Source organism: Ruegeria sp. AP12, from assembly GCF_056540025.1.
In genome coordinates this window covers 1-1149 of sequence record NZ_JBQFVZ010000073.1, presented here as the reverse complement: position 1 = coordinate 1149, position 1149 = coordinate 1, and the positions used below count along the sequence as shown (strand labels likewise).

2 protein-coding genes are annotated in these 1149 nt (G+C 60.9%); one reads left to right on the top strand and one right to left on the bottom strand.

The window, feature by feature from the left end:
* Window positions 1–562, top strand: a 562-nt coding sequence (locus ACR0E6_RS21305; protein WP_480587056.1) for a hypothetical protein, incomplete at its 5' end; no start/stop codon positions are given.
* A gap of 3 nt (window positions 563–565) precedes the next feature.
* Here the strand turns inward: ACR0E6_RS21305 and ACR0E6_RS21300 are convergent.
* Complete coding sequence (locus tag ACR0E6_RS21300) at window positions 566–1036, bottom strand: CoA-binding protein (RefSeq protein WP_480530070.1); 471 nt, start codon at window positions 1034–1036, stop codon at window positions 566–568.
* Window positions 1037–1149: the final 113 nt, after the last annotated feature.

Here is a 1149-nt window from a genome sequence, read left to right as displayed (position 1 = left end):
CAGAGCGTTGGTGTTTGCCGCAGCCCTTGCAACACTTGCCGCCTGCGCTGCGCCTCCGCGCTCGTCTGGGGACGAGGTGCAGCGACTGGCCAGCAAAATCCAAAGCCTGGGCCCCGATATCGACCCGGAAGTGGCGCAGCGGGCGGCGCGGATCGCCTATGCCTATACGGCGCAGTTGGTGCAAGAGTATGAAATCACCGACCCACCCCTGATCCACAACGCCAAGGTCAACAAGGGCCTGCGCCCGCGGGGCCTCTGCTGGCATTGGGCCGAGGATATCGAGCGGCGCCTGGACCTGGAACAATTCCGCACGCTGGAAATGCACCGCGCCATCGCAAATGCGGACAATCCGTTCCGCATCGACCACAGCACTGCCATCATCAGCCGCAAGGGTGAGACGATGTATGACGGCGTTGTGCTGGACCCGTGGCGGTATGGCGGCGTGCTGTTCTGGTCGCCTCTGGTTGAAGACACAAAATATGAGTGGGTCCCGCGTGAGGTGGTGCTGCAGCAACGGCGGATAGAGCAATATGGGGAACTGAAGCCCTATGCGGGCGGCTAGCCGTCAAAGCTTGGACGAAATCACCCCGGTTGCGAAGCCGCCCATGCGCAGTTCGCCAAACAGACGCTGGTATTCGATCTTGGGGCAGCGGTTCATCACCACATCAACGCCACGCGCCTCAGCCTCGGCCGCCGCTTCGGCATGTTCGACGCCGATCTGCATCCAGATGGTGCGCAGGTCGGGAAAAGCTTCTAGCGCCGCATCCACTATCGGCGGCACCGCCTCGGAGCGGCGGAAGATGTCGACCATATCGACGGGCTCGGAAATCTCGGACAATGAGGCCTGCACCGTCTGACCGAACAGCAGCTTGCCCGCATGGCCGGGATTGACCGGTATCACCGTATACCCCTTGAGCGACAGATAACGCGCCACGTAATAGCTGGGCCGCACAGGGTTCATCGACACGCCCACAACAGCGACGGTTTTGGTGCGATGCAGGATGTCTTTCAGAAAGGCGTCGGAATAATCTGGCATGCCCCATCCTTAGCAGGGTTCCAAAAAGAAAAAAGCGCCCAAGAAACCTTGGGCGCCAGTTGTTGGAACGAGGGACAGTGAAATGACCCGCGGCAGTTCCATTCCGCGGTCAC